The 16181-nt window shown below is 54.4% G+C and carries 11 protein-coding genes; 4 read left to right on the forward strand and 7 right to left on the reverse strand.

All coding sequences use genetic code 11. From position 1 onward, the window contains the following. Positions 1 to 95: 95 nt before the first annotated feature. The 3 genes from AAGQ88_RS23025 to AAGQ88_RS23035 all read right to left on the reverse strand — a co-directional run bounded on the left by AAGQ88_RS23025 (position 96) and on the right by AAGQ88_RS23035 (position 5640). Positions 96 to 3089: an N-6 DNA methylase gene (locus tag AAGQ88_RS23025; RefSeq protein WP_342653673.1), complete on the reverse strand. Its 2994-nt coding sequence runs from the start codon at positions 3087 to 3089 to the stop codon at positions 96 to 98. A 138-nt stretch (positions 3090 to 3227) separates the two neighbouring features. After that, positions 3228 to 4229, reverse strand: a complete 1002-nt coding sequence (locus AAGQ88_RS23030; protein WP_342653674.1) for a restriction endonuclease — start codon at positions 4227 to 4229, stop codon at positions 3228 to 3230. 1210 nt (positions 4230 to 5439) lie between these two features. Then, on the reverse strand, positions 5440 to 5640 hold the full coding sequence (locus AAGQ88_RS23035; RefSeq protein WP_342653675.1) for a DUF6021 family protein: 201 nt from the start codon (positions 5638 to 5640) through the stop codon (positions 5440 to 5442). Positions 5641 to 6210: 570 nt separating this feature from the next. Between AAGQ88_RS23035 and AAGQ88_RS23040 the strand changes: the two genes are divergently transcribed. The 3 genes from AAGQ88_RS23040 (at position 6211) to AAGQ88_RS23050 (ending at position 9272) form a co-directional block, all read left to right on the forward strand. Beyond that, a complete protein-coding gene (locus AAGQ88_RS23040) occupies positions 6211 to 7389 on the forward strand; it encodes a sugar transporter (protein ID WP_342653676.1) in 1179 nt (392 codons plus the stop codon). A gap of 411 nt (positions 7390 to 7800) precedes the next feature. Then, positions 7801 to 8082 (forward strand): hypothetical protein, encoded by a 282-nt coding sequence (locus tag AAGQ88_RS23045; RefSeq protein WP_342653677.1) that lies wholly within the window; start codon positions 7801 to 7803, stop codon positions 8080 to 8082. A gap of 347 nt (positions 8083 to 8429) precedes the next feature. Next, on the forward strand, positions 8430 to 9272 hold the full coding sequence (locus AAGQ88_RS23050) for an HPP family protein (RefSeq protein WP_342653678.1): 843 nt from the start codon (positions 8430 to 8432) through the stop codon (positions 9270 to 9272). A 15-nt stretch (positions 9273 to 9287) separates the two neighbouring features. Here the strand turns inward: AAGQ88_RS23050 and AAGQ88_RS23055 are convergent, their stop codons facing one another. Beyond that, a complete protein-coding gene (locus AAGQ88_RS23055) occupies positions 9288 to 10151 on the reverse strand; it encodes a LysR family transcriptional regulator (protein ID WP_342653679.1) in 864 nt (287 codons plus the stop codon). Between the two features lie 193 nt (positions 10152 to 10344). Here AAGQ88_RS23055 and AAGQ88_RS23060 point away from each other — a divergent pair, with 193 nt between their 5' ends. Continuing rightward, positions 10345 to 10617: a hypothetical protein gene (locus tag AAGQ88_RS23060; protein ID WP_093464573.1), complete on the forward strand. Its 273-nt coding sequence runs from the start codon at positions 10345 to 10347 to the stop codon at positions 10615 to 10617. An 845-nt stretch (positions 10618 to 11462) separates the two neighbouring features. Here AAGQ88_RS23060 and AAGQ88_RS23065 read toward each other — a convergent pair. The 3 genes from AAGQ88_RS23065 to surE all read right to left on the reverse strand — a co-directional run bounded on the left by AAGQ88_RS23065 (position 11463) and on the right by surE (position 16174). Continuing rightward, the gene (locus AAGQ88_RS23065) at positions 11463 to 13748 is read right to left on the reverse strand and encodes an Orn/Lys/Arg decarboxylase N-terminal domain-containing protein (protein ID WP_342653680.1); all 2286 of its coding nucleotides are present in this window, start codon (positions 13746 to 13748) and stop codon (positions 11463 to 11465) included. Continuing rightward, complete coding sequence (potE, locus tag AAGQ88_RS23070; RefSeq protein WP_342653681.1) at positions 13745 to 15169, reverse strand: putrescine-ornithine antiporter; 1425 nt, start codon at positions 15167 to 15169, stop codon at positions 13745 to 13747. The genes AAGQ88_RS23065 and potE overlap by 4 nt, the downstream gene beginning before the upstream one ends. 231 nt (positions 15170 to 15400) lie before the next feature. After that, on the reverse strand, positions 15401 to 16174 hold the full coding sequence (gene surE / locus AAGQ88_RS23075; protein WP_342653682.1) for a 5'/3'-nucleotidase SurE: 774 nt from the start codon (positions 16172 to 16174) through the stop codon (positions 15401 to 15403). Positions 16175 to 16181: the final 7 nt, after the last annotated feature.

The following is a 16181-nucleotide window of genomic DNA, read 5'->3' on the forward strand; positions in this document are numbered from 1 at the left end:
ACATTGAATGACGCGCACGGGGAGGCGTTTGATTACCAGTTGCTCATCTCATAAAGTGACAGATTGGGGCGAGCCGCTGCGCTTCGCCCCAGAATTCAAAGGGAACCGTAAAGTTCGCTCACCGACGGTATTTCTTCATCAGCTGCACCTAACCCAAACAAGTTCCCTACAAGAGTTTCCATTTCCTGGCTCATAACGTCAAATTGACGCTGTAGGATTATTTTACCTCGTTCGCCTGACTTGCAAATCTCAGCATATTGATCATTCATCCGTTTCTGTAATCCAGCAATTTTATCATGCACATTTTTCTGACCGATATCCTCAAAGTTCACTTTTGGAATTGGCATTCTAGTCTGCACCTTAGTACCTCGCGCAACAAATCCTCCTCTAAAGACCTCGCCATAAATAGATGCAAACCACTCTAAATATTTCGACGAAAGAATAGCCTGCAAATAATAAATCGAATAGCTACAGGAATCGGGAACATTTATTATACTGTATCCGGCCGTACCACCTGACGATACAAAGGTTCGATTATTATCTATAGAATACTTGTAACCATTTGATAATACGCCGACGATTATCTTTTGCGGTACATCACAGTTTTCAAGCCCTTGGCTACGACCGTATCGATACCATTCGTCAGGCGTAATAGGATCTGGCTTAATTGATCTCTTGCCATCATCCAAGTGAGGCTTCAACGCCGCAAGAAATTTGAACAAATTGGGATAGCGCGCCCTCATGTCATTATACTCAACAAGCTGGATAGCGTTGTCCTTTTTGATATATGGATAAATAACGAAAGCATTTGGCTCGACATCCTTATAAGTATAAAAATGATCATCGCCCGAACGCTGAGTTTCAAAGTAAGGTCGAGTCAACTCTTTCTCAACACAACGCATCTCACCATCATACATAAAATAGACACAATGACCATCCGACCTTATTTCTTTATGCACATAGTAATCATTAGCGCTTGTTTGAATACCGTTAGCAATCGCTTTCTTTCCTAACACATCCTCAAGAGGGACGGATTTGCCGTTAATAAGTTGCAACAAATTGATTGTTTTTCTTTCCAGAATCCACGTGTCTGAGTCTAGCTTATCTGCGCTATAGGTCACCGCGTCTGAAAAGCTCTCTTCACGCGTTAACCATTTTCGATAATCTTTCACCTCGTAAAAATCGAAACTTGTTTGCTTAGCCTTTTTCAAAAAAAGCAAACAGGTGTACGTGGTCTTATCTTTAAAAACTTGTGCAGCACCGAACGAGATCATTTTACTAAGGAATCCACTTTCCGACAGTAGCCTCCTTAGTCCTTGCCCTGCACCTACCTTGGTAAACTTCGAGGGCAAGATGTATCCCAAAATCCCATCGGGCTTCAACAACTGCACTGATCGCTCAACAAACAAATAATACTTGTCAAATTGCCTATATGCAGATTTGTATTTAGCCTTATATATAGGAAGCTCTAAAGGCGTGAACTTCTTCATGTGCTCGGTCGCCATATACGGAGGATTGCCTATTATGACATCAAACTGGTTGTTATTATCGAATGGATTTATAACAATGGCGTCAACGGCGCTTACTCCATCACTTAAACCTATCAGACTATTACCATACATTATGTTATTACTCATATTGGGCAGTATAGTTGACTCAGTTTCGATAGTGCTCTTCGATTCGTCCTCAAGAAGCTTCAACAGCAGGCCAAAAGAACATGCCTTAACTGCATTATAATCTTTGTCAATACCAAAAATGCACCTAGTCAAAAGCTCTTTTTTTACAGAAAATTTTAATTTAAAACTATTCAGGGCATTCTGCCGAAGCTTACTATTATCATGAATCATATAATAGTCAATCAAAATATCCTGCAATATTTGAAACAACTCAAGAAGAAACGCACCTGACCCGCAAGCAATATCGGCAAATTTTGCGCTCATGATCTGCTGATCAGTTTTATCCTTACAAAACTCCACAACAGAATTTCTTATAATATCCCTTACGATATGATTAGGAGTAGTGACAATATCTCTATCGATATGCTCCTTTTTAGGCTGCAGATTTATTTGACCACCTGGTCCAACTCGAATTTTCTCACTCAAAAATACCTCATAAATATCTCCGAGGATCTCGGAGGAGAACACCACAAAGGAATATGTGCTTTGAGGAAAATACAATTCCTCAATGATACCCCAAAGACAAGACCGCTCATTATTTACAATAACATCAATGTAAGACAGCTTAAACAATCCAGAATTGTATTTTCGGTCCGACTCTTTAAGCTTCTGAACCAATGCTCGAAAGTCTTTACGCTCAGCTAAACGATACAGCCCCTCATAGTCCTCAAGCTCTCTATCTTCGCAAACTCTCAGAAACACAATACTATTTATATAGCTCTGTGTTAGATCATTTAGAGCTTCCTCTTCGAGATCAGATTTAATCGTGACAAGTTCAGTAGCGAGCTTCAGTCGCCAACTATTAATTTGCCGCAAAAATAGATCATCAACACTGAACTTTGAAAGTTGACTGGCAATGCTTGACCACTGCACATCAAACTCACCGGAGTAAACGCTTTCCTTACCAATAAGACGGTTTAGCTCATCAAAGTTCTGTAACAGGTCTGTATAGTGATACAATTTTAATCTTGAAGTGTTTACAGTATCACCTTCCAAGACCGGGTGTGAGCAATCATAAATAGCGGTATATTCAAAATTAGTAAGTATCGAAATTTTTAGCTTTGCAGTGAACCCATATCGACGCACTTGCTTTGCCGACTCTGGATCGGTATTGATTTTAACGCTTGGTTTTTTTGCCTCAACAAAAAATTTGCGCTCAGAAAACAGTCGGAACGTATAGTCTGGTTTTTTTGTGTTGTCACCTGCGCGGAGCCGCAGCCCCTCCTCGACTAAGACTTCTCGTTCATTCGTAGATTTACAATATCGATTGGTTAAGTCCCAACCTAATATAGAAAATAACTGATCTAAAAAGTCTGTCCGCAACTGCGTTTCATTATATTTAGCAGACTGATAGTAACCTAGGTTGCTATCATATTTTTCAATCAGTTCCTGCAACAGCTGTGTTGGATTCATAATTTCATCTTAAAAATTTTGATGACGTAGTCTATGCAGTCTATCTAACACACATCCTACACGATATCTATCGCTCCGTTTCCTTGGCATTTTTCTGTGACGAAGCCGAATTGAGCACTAGTCAAAAAAGCAAAGTGATCAAGCGGGCACATAAAAATAACTCAATGGCACCAACCGCTTCGTCTCTGGATCTGTCATCTGATAATGCGCCATCAACGTTCTTGCTAGCTCGTCCAATGTCCACAATGTGAGGTGGACGTTCGCCCGGTCCCCTTCATATAGAGCATCCTTGGTGAACCCACCGGTACTTACATACAGACCGCGATCATCCTTGTGCCTCCCGCCAAGAAAACTGCGGATTTCGCTGCTACCCATTCGCGCATTTCGATGTTTGACCTCTACAACGATCCGCGGCGGCTCGAAGCCGAAACCGTCAGGCGAAGCAATAATATCTTTGCCCCGGTCTGCACCAGCGGGAGATACCAGTGTCTTGTAGCCCATTGCGCGGAGAATGCCCGCAACCAAATCCTGCATCTCGGACCAGTCCAAGCTATTGATCTGATCTTTGATTCGTTCGAAGGCGATATCCTGAACACCCTTTAGGGGGTCATCGATAACTTCCGAATCACCAACCGGGTCGACCGGCCGCGCCCGGATTTTATTACCAGCAGCTAAATCTAATAGCTCTTTCTGAGCAGCTTCAGATACATTAAACACGGTAAGCGTGGAGCCGAGGCTGTTCTTGCTAACACTACTGAGCTGGTCACGGTCAACCTCTTGCGCAAGCCATTTTACTGCCCTGACCAAAGCCATGCCCTCATCAGCCAATTCTGGTCGGTACAGGCACGGCCCAGCGAACTGACCGACCAAGTAGGTACGGTTCGCCGGCGAGTAAGTAACGACGGCATCCCCCTCTTTCACCTCGTTGACGAACCGGAAGACCTGCGAGGCGCCTGACACAGCGCTAGCGTCCTTGATGCCTGGCTGCGCGTCTTTGTATGCCAGGATCAAAGCTGAGCGTGAAACTCCCAGCTTTGCTGACGGCGCCAACTGTGCCCAACCGATCGCTGCGAGATTGCGTTCTCTGAAATCGTCGTACAGGCGACCACCGTCGCCTCGAATCATCCACATGGTTGCCATATTGGTGTCTGCTCTATCCTTGGTTGCGGACGCCAAAATGTAGCAAGCTCGGACCCAATTTGAAATGTACCTAGCGCATGGATACGACACAAAAAGGAGATTTACCATCGTACCTATCCTGCATCGCACGCCCACAGTTCGCCGCTGCCTTCACCTCTGGACGTAATGAAGGAAGCCGATAGTAGTGCTCAGACTGCCATTAGCACTGCCGTTTTTGCAACGCTCTACTCAAACCTACGATTCTGAGTAAATGATCGGCCTGTTTACTGATGATGGGGTCAAAATGCATTAGAACTAGCACCAAACCGAATGCGGTCCAACAATTCCAATAAATCTTAATATAGCATCGCAGATATTCACAGAATTCGGTCCCCCGCGGGTATTGGCCGCATTCAGCACTAGGAAGAAGTCTGCAGTGCCGGCGTGACCATCAGACAGACGCTTGCTCGTTCTCCCTAGGCTTACGATGGCTGGACTGCGTTTTTGCACGTTGGCGGGAAAATGTTTCAGCTGCTGCCACTTACTAGAGGCTTAGAGTCAAGCAGTTTGGCTAGCGACTAGGCTTTAATGAACTAACTACGAAACGAAAAACGAACGATACCAAACAACCATTTTGGGTACGAACGGCTGCTCAGAGCTTGCTGCACCTCATATATACAACGAGGTCGAAAAGTCCGTAACGCACAGTTAATAATCCTCCTAGACAACGCTCGGATACATGCGTTTATACTCGGATACATGCGTTTATATCAGCCACTTTAGCTCGTGTCGTAATTCTTTCTACTTAAAGTTCAAAACAGAAGCGGTAAAGATGCGAGGAGGCCCTCCACATTCAGTGCGCTTCTAAGGAAAATCCCCAAGCGCGTGTGACGGCAATGCGCGCGGCGACCGATGAACAATCATGAGCGGCGTAAATATCGAGCCGAGGTCGACGTCAAAGCAAACTGCAAACATCTTAGCCATGGCAGGCTGATGCACCACCAATCCAGCCGCCATCAACTAGAGTGCAGGTAACCGCAACTGGCCCCGACTAGCAAGAGAGGTGCGAATAGAGCGTCCCACGATAGTTTTTAACCTTTGATTTCAGTAGACGACTCAAAGGCTGCGGACCGCTTTCAACTACCGACCTCGTAGATAGCTACCTGAGTCACACTACGCTCCGAGGCAATCGACCGCACCAAGCCACACACCTCCCGCTCAGCCAACCCAACTAAACCACCCCATTCCCCCGCTTAGTCACATCATTCTCCCCACCCCTGATCTGCGGCGTGGGCTCGGGGTCGTTGCTGGTGCGGGCGGGATGGGTCGGGTCGACTTGTGGGTCGTCAAGATCGGGTGAATCCGGATCAAAACCCAGCTCATCTTCGTCCTCGGGCATTGGTTTTTCAGTGGTTGATGGATCAGTTGCCATGGGATGAACCTCCATTCTCAAACAAAAAAATACCTACTGATGGAGGTTCGAAGCCATGGCGGCTGGTGAGTGCCCGGGAACAGACGGACGGCGAATTACCAGCTCACCCAAAACCCAACCGTACCACTTCGGCCTTCGAGCAGTTCGCTCTCGAGGTGGATGTTGTAATCGGACGCCAGGAAAAGGCTGAAGCCCGTCAAACACTTCTGCCACCTCACGCCGGCGTCAACGTCAGCCGAGGAAAACCAACGCTCGGAAACAGCCGTCGAATAACCGCCTTCCAAGGACAAGGTAATTGCGCACTCATTGGTATCAAGCCCGATGCTCTGACCGGAAAGTCTATGAGGTGTTTTTGAGGGCATGCGCCCCCCTTGACCTCGGTTGTCACAACGTTATCAGCGGCGTAGAATCCGCGGCATCTGGCTGTACCTCCCCATACTCATAATAGTTTGCTGATTGCATGCACCGCCCTGGCGCCGAGCCTTGTGCGGCGTTTCTGCTTGTCGGCGTTTTATGGGGAAGGCGTGGCCCTTACCGCTTTATCTCCTTTTGAGGCTGATGCGTCATTCAATGAACACAACCGATGCTCGCACTGGTAGTTGGCTCAGCGTCATTGCGCTGGCCCTGGCGGCCTTCATTTTCAACACCACCGAGTTCGTGCCTGTGGGGCTGCTGAGCGCCATCGGGCACAGCTTCGACATGACCACCGCGCAGGTCGGTCTGATGCTGACGGTGTATGCGTGGATCGTGTCGCTGACGTCGCTGCCGATGATGCTGATGACGCGCAATATCGAACGGCGCAAGTTGCTGACGTTCGTGTTCCTGCTGTTCATTGTCAGCCATGTGATGTCCAGCATGGCGTCGAGTTTCGGGATGTTGCTGGTCAGCCGGGTCGGTATCGCGCTGGCGCATGCGGTGTTCTGGTCGATCACGGCGTCGCTCGCAGTGCGTGTGGCGCCGGCGGGCAAGCAGGTTCAGGCGCTGGGATTGCTGGCGACCGGCACGTCGCTGGCGATGGTGTTGGGCATTCCGCTGGGTCGCGTGTTGGGCGAGGCATTGGGCTGGCGCACGACGTTTCTGGCGATTGCGGTGGCCTCGGGCTTGACTGTGATGGTGCTGATCAAGTCCCTGCCGCTGCTGCCCAGCCAGAACTCGGGTTCGTTGCGCAGTCTGCCGATTCTGTTCAAGCGTCCCGCATTGGTGTCGCTGTATGTCCTGACGGCGCTGGTGATCACCGCGCAGTTCACGGCTTACAGCTACATCGAACCGTTTGCGCAGGTCGTCGCGAAGATGAGCGGCGAGATGACCACCATCGTGCTGCTGCTGTTCGGCGGCGCCGGGATTCTGGGCTCGATCGTGTTCAGCCGTTACAACAACCGTTATCCGCGAGGGCTGCTGATTACCGCCGTCGGTGCGCTGGCGCTGTGCCTGATTCTGTTGCTGCCGCTGTCCGGAAAGGCATCCTGGATCGCCACGCTGAGCATCGTCTGGGGCATGGCGATCATGTGCTTTGGCCTGGTGATGCAGGCCAAGGTGTTGGCGATGGCGCCGGATGCGACGGACGTCGCGATGTCGCTGCACTCGGGCATCTACAACATCGGCATCGGCGGCGGTGCGTTGCTGGGCAGCATGGTCATCAGCCAGTTGGGCATCGCCAACGTCGGACTGGTGGGCGGGCTGGTCGCCATCAGCGGCCTTTTGCTGGCGTGCCTGGCGACTTACCGCTACGGCGAAACCATCCGCGCGTAACCTCCGACGCGCTGTCGGCATGGCGCCGCGTCAGGCGCCATGCCTCGCATCATCGCGGTCTGGCGTGCTGCCAGACGGCCCGAATGAAACGTTCCGCGGCTAATCATCATTCCTGTCGATATTCAACATTCCTGCTTTTGCCTTTCGCTCAAAATTCAGGAGGGTAATATCACCTCACACCCAAACACGAACCGAGGGCAGGAAAATGATCGTACATATCCTTACTTGCTTGACGCTGACAGCTTTCACCAGCTACGTCGTCGCCCTCAAACTTTTCGATCTGGAGTCGGTACCTGTTACCGCAGACGAAAACGATAGTCGTGTTATGGCACGGGCCAATTAAGGCCAAGTAGCTGACACTTATCAGCACCTTTTAATGTTCAACTTTCTGTTTGATGCGGAGTAATCGACATGACCCGAGACGTCACTTTGCACGTTAGTTTTCCCAAATTTGGTAATAACTATTACTCACAACATGTCATCACCCGCAAATCTCGCCACAGCCTGGTTGAAGACACACGTTTTGACGCCTTCATGATGCCGTCGGCGGGTAACCACTTCAGTAACGAGGTGGTGGGCTTCAACGATCAGTTCCGCTTTTTGACTGATGTGTTGGCCATGCATCTGCTGGAAGTTGAAGAAGCGCGACCTGCTCACCGAGCTCGTCAAATGAGTCAGTCGCGCAGTCTGTAATCACAGGCCATTGGCGCAGCGCGAGCCGGTGCTCGATCCCCCGCTGCGTTGATGGCCTGTTGCTCTTTCCCAGCTCAATCGAGCGCTCTCAGTTCACGGCGGTTGATCTTCTGGGCAAGCCGCAGCGACTCCCCGGCATTTAACTCAAAAATTTTGCACTGAATCTGCAAAATTTCGAATTTGCCTGCCTGCGTATTTCTCACCACAATTGGCGAGCTCTGCCACGATGGGAAGCTGCCGCAACAGCCTTCCCGTTCGAAATGCCTTTGAAATATCTGGCACTCGCCCCTTGTGCAGGAGCTTGTCCACATGGACGGGCTCCGTTTTTCACCCCTGGAAAGTCTCGTTTGAAAACGCTTCTGCGCAGCTTCATCCCCCACTCGCTCAACACTCACCCGGCGGAATGGTCGCGCGCGGCGATTGGCGCGTGTCTGGGCATTTTTATCAGTGCGTTGGTCTGCCAACAGGTGTTCGGCGTTGACGTGGCGCTGCATTTACTCGGCCCCGTCGGTGCATCTGCGGTGCTGCTGTTTGCAGTGTCGACCGGCGCGCTCGCCCAGCCGTGGTCGATTCTTGGTAGTTATCTGATTTCTGCGCTCGCTGCGCTGGCGTGTATTCATCTGTTCGGCAATACGATTACTGCGGCGAGCATCGCGGTATGTTCGGCCATTTTGCTGACCTGCGTGTGTCGCTGCCTGCATCCGCCGGGCGCGGCCATCGCCATTTGCATCGTCACCTCGAAGCATGAGCTGTCAGCGATGGGCATGCACGTGCTGGCGCCAGTCATGCTCAACGCGGGCTGCCTGTTATTGACCGCGCTGGTCTACAACAACCTGACGCGGGTGCGGTATCCCAAAGCGCAGGCCAAAGCGGCGACGATTGCTGGCCCACAGGCGGTCGAAGGTTTCATCGCGGCGGATCTGGACAAAGCGCTGGATGAAATTGGAGCGTTCGTCGATGTTTCCCGTGATGATCTTCAGACCATTCTGCATAAGACCGAGGCCAACGCGCTGCGGCGCAACCGGGATGATATCGACACGGCACAGGTGATTTCACGCAGCACGCACAGCCTGTCCCTCGATCATTCGATGGCAGACGCCATGAAGCTGCTTGCCGCGCAAGGAAGCAAACACCTGCCGGTGCTGGACGCTGATCGCAAGGTCATCGGTATTATCAGTCTGGTGAACTGACGCAGGTGCGTCGCCTCAGATCAGCGGATCCCAGCGCTGCGACCAGTCTTCGCTCTCCCGGGCGATCGTGCGCAACAGCTCGAACGCCCGAGGCAGTGTCGGCGAGGGATTGTCCCGCGCGTAAACCAGATACGTCGGATAACTGAATTCCGGCGCCATTGGCACTCGTTCGATGATTCCGCGATCAAGGTAGGACTGCACCACCCGCGTGCGAAAGTAACCGGAGCCGCCGTTGTCGAGAATGTATTGCAGCGCCAGCGGGCCGAGGTTGAAGGCGACAGCCGCCTTGGATTTTTCTGGCATCGCGGCGTCGTGTTGCTGACGAAAGGCCGGGCCCCAATCGATGTAAACGTACGGCTCAGGCTTGTCGACCACGCGGATCAAAATCAGCTTTTCCTCCAGCAACTCCTCTACCTGCAGGCCCGGCCAGTAGGCGGGCTGGTAGACCAGCGCGGCGTCCAGCACGCCCCGCTCGACCTCCTTCATCAGCGCTTCGCCCTCGCGGACTTCGGAATGCAGCGCGTAGTCTGGAATCGACGCTCTGATCTCCCTCACCCAGCTCAACATCAGCGGGTTGCACAGACTCATTTCCGCGCCAATGCGCAGCACGTGCCGATAGCCGTCGGGCAACGGCAGGTCTCGTCGCGCAGCGTCCCAGGTCTGCACCAACTGATTGGCAAAAACCACGAAAGCTTCGCCGTCGGAGGTCAGGCGGGCGCCCGTGCGATTGCGGATGAACAACTTGCAGTTCAAATGGCCTTCGAGTTTTTGCACCCGCGCGGTGATGGCGGTCTGGGTGACGTGGAGCTTTTCGGCGGCCGCCATGAGGCTGCCCAGGCGAACGATTTCGAGGAAGGTACGGGCGAGATCGATGTCCATCGGTACGTTTCGGCTTCTGGCGGTGTGGGGGCTGCGCCATGGTAACGCAGGCCCTGAACGGCGCGTGCGCAAAATGCCTGTGGGAGGAGCGGCAGGTGATCGGGATGAGATGGCAGAAATCCGAAATCTGCTGTCTGATGCAGCAAGTTCGTACAGACCACGGACCCCTTACCTACTTTCTGCGGAAAACAACATGAAACACGCCCTGCTCACCGGCCTGCTCCTGACTGCATTCGCCCTGCCCTTTGCGGCGTCTGCCAACGATGACAACAGCCTGTGCCAGATTAACCTGAGCAAAATCCGGGACGCCAAAGTCGCCAATCCGAACCTGAGCGATGCCGTGAAAAGCGACGTCGACACCACTGTGCACCGCGCCGAATCCGCACTGGCCCGGCATAACGATGACGGCGCCAGGGAATGTGTTTCGTTGACTCAACAGGCCCTGCAGAAGGTCCAGAGCCACTGATTCAAACCAGCCACAAAGGCAATCCTGACACGCGGCTTCGGCCATACGCCTGACGTGGGGGAGTGGGTGGGCCAACTGTCTATAACCCACCTGCGATCAACGGCATAACATCCGACGCCTTCCCGGCTAAAGCCGGTCCTACGATAAACTTGCAGCATCTGTGGGACCGGCTTCAGCCGGGAAAAGGCCGGTACAGGCTGTGGCGTTGCAGCGTCTGGAAATCAGTCATCGCGAGCAAGCTCGCTCCTACAAGAAAGCCTGCGGACGTCACCGGGCTTCGGCCAGACGCCTGACGTGGAGAAGTGAGTCAACTGTCTATAACCAACCTGTGATCAACCGCATAACATCCGACGCCTTCCCGGCTAAAGCCGGTCCTACGACAAACTTGCAGCATCTGTAGGGCCGGCTTTAGCCGGGAAAAGGCCGGTACAGGCTGTGGAGTTGCAGCGTCCGGAAATCAGCCATCGCGAGCAAGCTCGCTCCCACCCGTTTTGTGGTGTTTCGCCAGAGTGTGTCAGCCCGCGAAACAGGTGGAGCTTGCTTGCCCTCAGGTACAGGCGACAAACCTGTGTTGGAGGTACCGACCTCCTCGCGAGCAAGCTCACTCCCACCCGTTTTGTGGTGTTTCGCCAGAGTGTGTCAGCCCGCGAAACAGGTGGAGCTTGCTTGCCCTCGGGTACAGGCGACAAATATGTGTTGGAGGTACCGACCTCCTCGCGAGCAAGCTCGTTCCTACAAGAAAGCCTGCGGACGTCACCGGGCTCCGGCCAGACGCCTGACCTGTGGGAGCGAGCTTGCTCGCGAAGGGTGAGTCTCAGTCACAGAAGAGGCTGAACTCAACCGAGCTATTTCAACACCAGCAACCGATAAACCCCCGCCTCGTTTTCGATCCCGTGGGTATCGTGGGTGAACCCCGGGAATGACTTGTCGAAGCTTTCCAGCGCGCGCAGATAGGCCAGCAGCGGGCCGTCGGCGGGACCTGCGTTCTCGCCCGGCATGAGCAGCGGGATACCGGGTGGATAAGGCACGATGCCCGTCGCCGCGATGCGCCCGGCAGCTTCCTCGAGCGTCACCTGTTCCACCTCGTTCTTGACCAGCTTCTCGTACGCTTCCACCGGGCTGAATTCCGCTTTGGGCAGCGTGCCGAACGCTTTGGACATGGCAGCGGTTGTCCTGGTCTGCTTCATCGCTGCGAAGATTTCTTCAGACAAATCCTTCAGGCCCATGCCGGCGTATCGCAACTGGTTGGCGGTCAGCAGGTCGGGCAGGCAGAGCTCCAGCTCAAGGTTGCTGTCGTAGTCGCGTTTGAAGTCCAGCAGCGCATTGACCAGCGTGCCCCACTTGCCTTTGGTGATGCCGATGGAGAACAGGAAGAGGATAGTGAAATCAGTGGTCTTCTCAACCACGATGCCCTGATGGCCAAGGTAGGCGCTGAGCACGCACGCGGGGATCCCGAAGTCGAGCAGGTTGCCGTCGTCGCCCATGCCGGGGCTCAGGATCGACACCTTGATCGGGTCGAGCATGCAGTAGCCGTCTTCGATGTCGCCAAAGCCATGCCAGACTTCGTTCGGGTGCAGCACCCAGCAACTCGGATCGGTTTTCAGCCGCGCCGGATCGACCTCGTGAAACGCCAATGCACTGCCGTCGACCTGCACGGACGGCGGCTGCCAGCACGAGAAAAACCAGTCGTCATGCCCCAGCATTTCAGTGCGCATGCGCGAAATGACCTGGCGGAAGGCGATGGCCTCTTCGATCGATTCGTTGGTGAGGATCTGCCCGCTCGGGGCCTCCATCATCGCTGAGCTGACGTCGCACGAGGCCATGATCGCGTAGTTGGGCGACGTCGAGGCGTGCATCATGTACGACTCATTGAAGCGGCCGTGCGGAATCGGGTTACGCCCGTTGCGCACATGGATCATCGACGCCTGGGACAACGCCGCAAGCAGTTTGTGGGTCGACTGCGTGGCGAACACGGTGGGCCGGGATTCATCGTGATCGTCCGGGCTGCCGTGCATCGCGAAGCGGTCCTTGTACAGCGGATTGAAGCGCGCGTAGCCGTACCAGGCCTCGTCGAAATGCAGCCGATCGACGCTCTGCCCGAGCAGCTCCTCGACGCGGGTGACGTTGTAGGTCAGGCCGTCATAGGTCGAGTTGGTGACGATCGCGTGCACCGGCTTCGGGTCGATGTGGCTCTTGACCAGCGGGTTGTTGGCAATCGCCGCCTTGACGCCCTCGGCGCTCAGCGTCTGCGGCAGAATCGGCCCGATGATGCCGAAGCGGTTGCGAGTCGGCACCAGATACGTGGGAATGGCGCCCGACAGCGTCATCGCATGCTCGGCGGACTTGTGGCAATTGCGGTCACACAGGGCGATCTGGTCCCGCGTGACGCTGGCCATGAGGATCACCCGGTTAGACATCGACGAGCCGTTGGTCACGTAATACGTACGATGCGCGCCGAACACCTTGGCCGCGTAACGCTCGCCCTGACCGATGGGGCCGCTGTGGTCGAGCAACGAACCCAGTTCGCCGACCGAAATCGACAGATCGGATCGCAGCAGGTTTTCACCGAAGAACTCATAAAACGCGCGCCCTGCCGTGCTCTTCAGAAACGCCGTACCGCCGGCATGGCCAGGCGTGTGCCAGGAATATTCGTAGCTGCGCGCGAACTTGAGCAGTGCGCCGAACATCGGTGGCAGGACCGCCTGGCGGTAACGCTCGATGGCCGCCATGATTCGCCCGCTCAAGAACCGGCTGGTGTCTTCCGGCAACCAGATGAAGTCATCGGCGTGCTGCATCACGATCAACGGCACGCTGGACGCGGTGCTGCGGTCGCTGATCAGGAACACCGGCACGCGCGTGTTGCGTTCACGCAGCGCGGTGAGCAAGTCGATGCATTCCTGATGGTCCTCGCTGTCGTCCATTTCCCAACTGAGCAGCACACACTGAATGGCAGGATCGGAGCTGAGAATCGACTTGGCATCGCTTAGGCTTTCAGACGTCAGCACGCTGATGGAGCGCTCCTCGACATCGCTGATCAGCTGGATCAGGGCCCGGCCGAACACGCTGCGTTTGTCCGGCTGTTTGCTGACCAGCAGCGCCAGCATGCCAAGCAGGTGTCTGTATTCCGTCATGGTTGGTTCTCCAGGGTGGCGTGATTCATGGCGTTGGGCGGCAAGTCATTGACCGGGATCGGCTCGCCGACGATGTGCTGCGCCGCGACGGTCTGAGTCGGAACGCTGTTGTTCAAGGCTTCGAGGCGGATCAACCGCGTGTTGACGAAGCCGAACAGCGTGTAGCCGACGATGGTCGCGACACCGCCGAGCATCAGCGCCTGAGCGCCCGAGCTGTAAAGCGCCAGATAGCTGTAGGCGGCAGCGATGCCCGCAACGATGTTGGTAATGAGTGCCTTGTTGGCCGGAACGTTCGAGATTTTTTGCAGCGTCATCAGCGTGGCCATCGACAAGATGTACGGCACCAGGTTGGTGACCACTGCCAGGTTCACCAGTGTGTCGAACTGCTTGGCCAGATCGGGGCTGATCGTCAGCAGCGCCATGGCGGTCTGCATCGCCAGCAGGATCAGCATGCTGATGATCGGCACGCCATGTTTGTTGGCTTTGGCGAAGATTGGCAGGAAGTAACCGGTGTCCGCCGAGCTTTTGAACACCTGAGCCACGGTGAATTGCCAGCCCAGCAACGAGCCGATGCAGGCGAGCACCATCAGACCCATGACGATGTTGCCGACCATCGGCGTAAACATCTTGGCGAACACCAGGCCGAACGGCGCGGTGGACGAGACCAGTTCGGCGTTGTCGACAATGCCGGCGATCACATTGGTGGAAACGATGTAGATCACCGCTGCGCCCAGCGTGCCGCCGAGCACGGCAATCGGCACGTTCTTCTCGGGGTTTTCAACGGCGTCGCCGTTGGCGCAAGCCGATTCCAGCCCCAGAAATGCCCACAGCGTGATCGCCACCGAGGCGCCCGCCGCTTCGTACCAGGATTTATCGTGGGGATTCCAGCCTGCGGCATAAACGCTGCTGTCGAACCAGAACCAGCCGATGGTGGAAACCAGCACCACCGGGGCAATGACGCCCCAGACCGTCACCGCACCGATCTTGCCGGTAATGCTCGCGCCGCCGAAGTTGGCGAACGTGGTAATCCACAACAACGCGATGGTCGCCAGGCCAACTTGCAGTGAGTCGAGTTTGATGTCGAACAGCGTCTGGATATAACCCACGGCGGTAATACTGATCGCCACATTGGCAATCAATAACGACAGACCGTAGGTGTAGTTAGTGATGTAGTTGCCGGACTTGCCGAACGTATATTCCGCGTATCCGCCCATGCCGCCCGTCTTGCGACTGAGCATGCCGCATCGTGCAAACGCGTACGCCAGAGCAAGGGAGCCGGTTGCGGTAATGAGCCAGGAGAGGATTGAAATACCGCCCACTTCTGCGAGTTTGGTCGGCAGTAACACAATGCCCGAGCCCAACATGTTGACGGCGGTCAACATCGTCAGCTGTCCCACACTCATTTTCTTTGCGACTGACATTCCATTGCCTCATTTGATGACGTGAGAGGCTTTTAGCTATAGCAAAAGATTCTCACTAAGCAAGAAATGAAAGCGGGCGGGACAACTAGCGAAATGCCATCTTTGGCAATAAAAGATGAAGGTAACTCACTCGTTTGGGGGCATCCGTATGACAACTAAAAACAGACGGCTAATTGGCAGCGGCGGGTCAGAATCGCCACTGCCAATGGACGTTTTCAGCCTCAGGCGCAATCAGTTGGATAGGCCACTTTTCAGCCGACCCATGACCTCAAGGTCCGTTCGCTCAAATCGCAACGGTGTGACGGAAATCCCACCCTGGGTCACAACGAAGGTTTCGCTGTCGTCGAAATCCGGGCGTTCATGACGATCAATGTTCAGCCAGTAATAACCTTGTTCGCGCATGTCGGTGCGCTGAGTGATGTTCAAGCCATCCATGCGTCCGATGCCCTGTCGGGTGATCTGCAGCGGCCTGGCATGTTCGGGGGCGACATCCGGAAAGTTGATGTTCAGGCAAACGTCCGCAGCCCATTCCATGCCGATCACGCGACGAATGACATCAGGTGCGAGCGCTCTGGCGGTTTCCCATTTCACCGCATCGCGGCGTGTGAAGAACTGGCTGAGTGCAATTGAAGGTACGCCCATCAACAGCCCCGCCATCGCGGCGCCGACGGTGCCGGAAAACATGGTTTCCACACCCAGATTCGCGCCTTTGTTGATGCCTGAAAGCAACAGCTGTGGCCGCTCTTCCATCAATTGACCAAGGGCAATGGCCACACAATCGGCCGGCGTTCCGGACACCGAAAAACGCCGCTCGCCGCGCGCCTTGACTCGCAAGGGGTGATGGATGCTGAGCGCGTGGGAAATCCCGCTCTGATCCTGCTCGGGTGCGACAACCCAGACTTCTTCCGCCAGCTCGCGGGCAACGGCTTCCAGAACTTCCAGCCCCGGCGCGTCGATGCCGTCGTCGTTGGTGATCAGGATGCGCTCGATTCGCGGGTTCGACATGCAGTTC

The sequence above is a fragment of the Pseudomonas sp. F3-2 genome (assembly GCF_038804275.1).
Lineage (GTDB): Bacteria > Pseudomonadota > Gammaproteobacteria > Pseudomonadales > Pseudomonadaceae > Aquipseudomonas.

Bases quoted from the DNA above. Each gene is read 5' to 3' on its own strand.
- AAGQ88_RS23055 (WP_342653679.1), bottom strand. From the start codon at position 10,151: ATGGACATCGATCTCGCCCGTACCTTCCTCGAAATCGTTCGCCTGGGC.
- AAGQ88_RS23065 (WP_342653680.1), bottom strand. From the start codon at position 13,748: ATGACGGAATACAGACACCTGCTTGGCATGCTGGCGCTGCTGGTCAGC.
- surE (WP_342653682.1), bottom strand. From the start codon at position 16,174: ATGTCGAACCCGCGAATCGAGCGCATCCTGATCACCAACGACGACGGC.
- AAGQ88_RS23030 (WP_342653674.1), bottom strand. From the start codon at position 4,229: ATGGCAACCATGTGGATGATTCGAGGCGACGGTGGTCGCCTGTACGAC.
- potE (WP_342653681.1), bottom strand. From the start codon at position 15,169: ATGTCAGTCGCAAAGAAAATGAGTGTGGGACAGCTGACGATGTTGACC.
- AAGQ88_RS23025 (WP_342653673.1), bottom strand. From the start codon at position 3,089: ATGAATCCAACACAGCTGTTGCAGGAACTGATTGAAAAATATGATAGC.
- AAGQ88_RS23035 (WP_342653675.1), bottom strand. From the start codon at position 5,640: ATGGCAACTGATCCATCAACCACTGAAAAACCAATGCCCGAGGACGAA.
- AAGQ88_RS23060 (WP_093464573.1), top strand. From the start codon at position 10,345: ATGAAACACGCCCTGCTCACCGGCCTGCTCCTGACTGCATTCGCCCTG.
- AAGQ88_RS23045 (WP_342653677.1), top strand. From the start codon at position 7,801: ATGACCCGAGACGTCACTTTGCACGTTAGTTTTCCCAAATTTGGTAAT.
- AAGQ88_RS23040 (WP_342653676.1), top strand. From the start codon at position 6,211: ATGAACACAACCGATGCTCGCACTGGTAGTTGGCTCAGCGTCATTGCG.